We start from the raw sequence: 4,724 nt of genomic DNA, 5'->3' as shown, positions 1-4,724 counted from the left end.
GCTTGCGTCCAATGACTCCGGACAGTACACCAATTATTGGAAAAACCCGTTTTAAAAACCTGTTCCTGAATACCGGACATGGCACGCTGGGCTGGACCATGGCTTGTGGTTCAGGAAAATTAATCAGTGATCTGGTCTTGGCCCGTGATCCTGAAATCAGCACTGAAGGTCTTTCATTGGCGCGCTATCACCAAGCGGCTTAAGACCATCTGAGGCGGAATATTCAAGGAGGAATGTATGCCACGTCCCATTACTGCGATCATTCATCAGCAGGCGCTTGCGCATAATTTAAGTGTGGCGCGCCAATGTATGCCTAATAGTCAGGTATTTGCCGTGGTCAAGGCCAATGCGTATGGACACGGAGTTGAACGGGTCTATGCAGCGCTTCACGGCGCGGACGGTTTTGCCTTTCTGGATATCGAAGAGGGTAAACGGCTGCGTGCGCTCGGATGCAAGAAGCCGCTAATGTTGCTCGAAGGTGTTTTTGCTCTCGAGGATTTATTTGAATGCGCTAAGCATGGAATGAGCTTTGCCATCCATTCCCGGCATCAAGTGCAAGGGCTAAAACAGTTTGCCGAAATAGAGCCGGATGTACAGTTTGATGTGTATTTGAAAATGAACAGCGGCATGAACCGTCTAGGTTTCGAGCCGCAGCAATATGCAGAGATCTGGCAGGAACTACATCAGCTAAATAATGTCCGTTCAATCACGCATATGACCCATTTCTCCGATGCGGATGGCGAGCGTTTTGGATTGGATGGAATTGAACATCAATATTTTATTTTTAACAAAACGATTCAGGGACTTGAGGGTAAAACCTCACTGAGTAACAGTGCTGCCATTTTGCGTCATCATCAGACCCTTCATTCCGATATTGTACGTAGCGGCATCATGCTGTATGGCAGTTCACCAGATTATCCAACACACACGATTCAAGACTGGAATTTGCAACCGAGCATGAGCTTGCGCAGTGAAATTATCGCCATTCAAACGATCCAGACCGGTGAGAGCATTGGCTATGGTTCCAAATTTATTGCCACGCAGGATATGCGGATCGGCATTGTGGCCTGTGGTTATGCTGATGGTTATCAACGACTATCGGCGACCGGTACACCTGTGCTGGTCGATTCAATGAAAACACAAACATTGGGTCGAGTCAGCATGGATATGCTGGCCGTAGATCTGACTGCGCTGCCGCAGGCGAATGTGGGGAGTGAAGTGGTACTTTGGGGGCAATCTTCCCAAGGTGTAATTCTGCCGATTGATGAAGTGGCGGCCAGTTCAGGCACCATCGGCTATGAGCTGATGTGTGCGGTGACCGCCCGGGTTAATTTTCAGATTGAAAGCTAAATTTTTAATTTAAATTTTATTTAAATATCCAAAACAAGGAAGATCAGCATGAAACAAGCGAATACAACAATCCAGCGACTCAACAGCAATCAAATCATGAGTGCGGTGACGATTCATCATCAAACCGTCTATCTATCAGGTCAGGTGCCGAATAGCACGGATCTGGATGTACGCGGACAAACACTGGAAGTCTTTGCAAAAATTGAGGAATTGCTCGCATTGGCAAATACCGATAAAAGCCAGCTGCTTTCTGCACAATTATTTGTCAAGCATCTGGAAGACTTTGCTACCGTTAACCAGCTTTGGGTGGAATGGTTACAAGGTCATGGTACGCCGGCACGTGCTACGATTCAGGCAGATTTGGTCAATCCGGACTGGCTGATTGAAATTGCAGTCATTGCAGCTCAAGCTTAATTTAATTTTTAATGTTGAAATCTCCCCTGCAATAATTCAGCTGGTTTGAGGGCGGTAAATTTCACTGAACAGTCGAGTAAAAAGCAGTAAAAAGTATGAAAATGTCATAATAAGCGTTCGAGGACTGAACGTTGTAAATTCAGCTTGATGCTGTTGTAAAGATTAAAAAGGATGTAAAAAATGAAAACCACCCCGGGCAAAGAAGACGTAAAATCGTCGCCGCATGAGTTGCAACGAAAACTCTCTAACCGACATTTGCAGTTAATTGCCATTGGTGGCTGTATCGGTACCGGCCTGTTTATGGGATCAGGAAAAACTATTTCCCTTGCAGGCCCTTCAATTTTGATCATTTATATGATCATTGGTGGCATGTTCTTCTTCCTGATGCGTGCGTTGGGTGAAATGCTGCTGTCCAATCTGCATTACAAATCCTTTATTGATATGGCTCATGACCTGATCGGGCCGGGTGCTGGCTATTATATTGGCTGGTCGTACTGGCTGGGTTGGGTGCTGGTAGGGATTGCTGATCTCGCGGCGATTATTAACTATCTGAGTTTCTGGCTGCCCGAAGGCATGGCTTTTACCCCGATGGGACAGGCGATGATTAGTGTTGGCTGTGTGCTGTTTATTCTTGCGATTAACCTAGTGACGGTAAAACTGTTTGGTGAAATTGAATTCTGGTTTGCGCTAATCAAGATTTTAGCCATTCTCGGTTTGATCTTTGTTGGTGGTTATATGGTGTTTAGCGGTTTTCAGGCACCGAGTGGCGCTGTCGCCAGCTTTAGTAATGTCTGGGCACATGGCGGATTATTTCCTAAAGGCTTTACCGGTTTTCTGGCAGGCTTCCAGATTGCCATGTTTGCCTTTGTTGGGGTGGAATTGCTTGGCACGATGGCGGCAGAAACCAAAGATCCGGAAAAGAATTTACCCAAAGCGGTCAATGCCATTCCTACGCGGATCATTCTGTTCTATGTATTGTCATTGCTGATGATCATGTCGGTCACACCGTGGCATCTGATTCCTGCGGATCAAAGTCCGTTTGTGAGTTTGTTCCTGTATGCCGGTATTCCAACTTCAGCCATTATCATGAACCTGGTGGTATTGTCGTCAGTGATGTCCTCTATGAACAGTGGCGTATTCTCGACCAGTCGTATGTTGTTTGGTTTGGCACGTGATGGACAGGCGCCTCAAGCTTTGGCGCGGTTATCTAGTCGGGCTGTACCAGCCACAGGGTTATTTTTCTCCTGTACTTTTATCATGTTGGGGGCAGCATTTCAGTATTTTGTGCCAAACACGATGGAAGCTTTTACTCTGGCAAGTTCGCTGTGTGTGATCCTGTTTATTAGTATCTGGAGCATCATTATGGTGTGCTACATCCGTTATCGTAAGCAGCAACCGCAAAAGCATGCAGCCTCGACCTTTAAAATGCCGGGTGGGGTATGGATGTCTTATGTGGTATTAGCATTCTTATTGTTTGCATTGATTATTCTAAGTCTGGAGCCTGATACTCTAAAAGCTCTGATGATCAGTCCTTTATGGTTGGTTATTCTGGCGGTGACCTATCGTCTGTTGTATAAACCGCGTATGCGTCAGCGTGGTAATCCTTAAATATTCAGACATAAAAAATCCCCGACTGATCGGGGATTTTTTTGATTGCGCAGGTGAATTAGAAAGTAGGTTTAACTACGACTAGGATCACCACGGTAAATAAGATCAGGGTTGGCATCTCATTAAAATAACGCCAAAACTTGTGTGACTTGTAATGTGCATTATCAATCAGCTTCTTGCGGTAATAACCACATATCAGATGGTAAATCACCAATAAGCCGACCAGGCCGACTTTGAGGTAAAACCATAAGGCTTCATGATAGTGACGCGTTGCATCACCCCAGTCGACCAGAAAGTGCGCCGTAATCAGGGTGGCCAACATGGCTGGCCACATGATGCCACGGTACAGTTTGCGTTCCATGACTTCAAAGCGTTGATGGCTCACGGCATCTTCGCTCATGGCATGATAAACATATAAACGTGGCAAGTAGAACAAAGCCGCGAACCAGCAAACCACTGCAATAATATGTAATGCTTTTACCCACAAGAAAGCATCAGAAGGAGCATCCATCAAGTCACCCTAAATTGGGCAGCTTAGCCTTCCCATTTTTTGAAAATGAGACAAGCATTTACGCCGCCGAAACCGAAACTGTTACTCATCACAGTATTCAATTTTGCGTCACGTTTTTCAAGCACGATATCAAACGGTTTCGCGCCTTCATCCAGCTCGGTCACGTTGATGTTTGGAGCAATAAAGTCATTTTGCATCATCAGAACCGAATAAATCGCTTCCTGAACACCAGCAGCACCAAGACTGTGACCCGTCATTGATTTGGTTGAGCTTAGTGGAGGAACCTGACCTTCACCGAAAGCACGTTCCATCGCTTTAAGTTCTGTGATGTCACCCGCTGGAGTAGAAGTACCATGCGTATTTACATAGTCAATTTTATCGACGCCGTGTTGTTTGGCTTCTTCTAAAGCCATTAGTACGCAACGTGTTGCACCTTCACCACTTGGTGCAACCATGTCGGCACCATCCGAATTGGCTGCATAGCCTACGACTTCGGCAAGAATGTTGGCACCACGCGCTTGCGCATGTTCCAAAGACTCAAGCACCACGAAACCACCACCACCGGCAATCACAAAACCGTCACGGTCTGCAGAATAAGGACGTGATGCTGTTTCAGGGCTGTCATTGTATTTAGAGCAAAGTGCGCCCATCGCATCAAACAACAAGCTTTGTGACCAGTGATCTTCTTCACCACCACCTGCCAGCATTAAATCCTGTTTGCCGAGTTGAATCAGGTTGTAAGCATAACCAATCGCATCCGCAGAGGTTGCACATGCGCTGGTAATGGTATGCGCCACGCCTTGTAATTTGAATGCAACGCCAACGTTTGCTGTAATGGTGT

At 46.2% G+C, this 4,724-nt stretch carries 6 protein-coding genes; 4 read left to right on the top strand and 2 right to left on the bottom strand.

Features of this window, described 5'->3' with window-relative positions; genetic code table 11:
- The 4 genes from WAK81_RS13050 to WAK81_RS13035 form a co-directional block, all read left to right on the top strand.
- Nucleotides 1–203 (top strand): FAD-dependent oxidoreductase (locus tag WAK81_RS13050; RefSeq protein WP_422197388.1); only part of this gene is annotated, 203 nt, incomplete at its 5' end.
- Nucleotides 204–237: 34 nt separating this feature from the next.
- Nucleotides 238–1,350 carry an alanine racemase gene (alr, locus tag WAK81_RS13045; RefSeq protein WP_422197386.1) on the top strand — a complete coding sequence of 371 codons (1,113 nt, stop codon included), beginning with the start codon at nucleotides 238–240 and terminating at the stop codon, nucleotides 1,348–1,350.
- 48 nt (nucleotides 1,351–1,398) lie between these two features.
- On the top strand, nucleotides 1,399–1,764 hold the full coding sequence (locus WAK81_RS13040; RefSeq protein WP_422197384.1) for a RidA family protein: 366 nt from the start codon (nucleotides 1,399–1,401) through the stop codon (nucleotides 1,762–1,764).
- 180 nt (nucleotides 1,765–1,944) lie between these two features.
- Nucleotides 1,945–3,372, top strand: coding sequence for an amino acid permease (locus WAK81_RS13035; protein ID WP_422197382.1), 1,428 nt, complete (start codon nucleotides 1,945–1,947; stop codon nucleotides 3,370–3,372).
- 58 nt (nucleotides 3,373–3,430) lie between these two features.
- Here WAK81_RS13035 and WAK81_RS13030 read toward each other — a convergent pair whose 3' ends face one another.
- Complete coding sequence (locus WAK81_RS13030; protein ID WP_422197380.1) at nucleotides 3,431–3,883, bottom strand: CopD family protein; 453 nt, start codon at nucleotides 3,881–3,883, stop codon at nucleotides 3,431–3,433.
- A gap of 23 nt (nucleotides 3,884–3,906) precedes the next feature.
- On the bottom strand, nucleotides 3,907–4,724 hold an 818-nt coding region (locus WAK81_RS13025), incomplete at its 5' end, for a beta-ketoacyl synthase N-terminal-like domain-containing protein (protein WP_422197377.1).

The sequence above is a fragment of the Acinetobacter sp. genome (assembly GCF_049284435.1).
Taxonomy (GTDB): Bacteria; Pseudomonadota; Gammaproteobacteria; order Pseudomonadales; family Moraxellaceae; genus Acinetobacter.
This window is presented reverse-complemented; position numbering and strand designations above follow the sequence as displayed.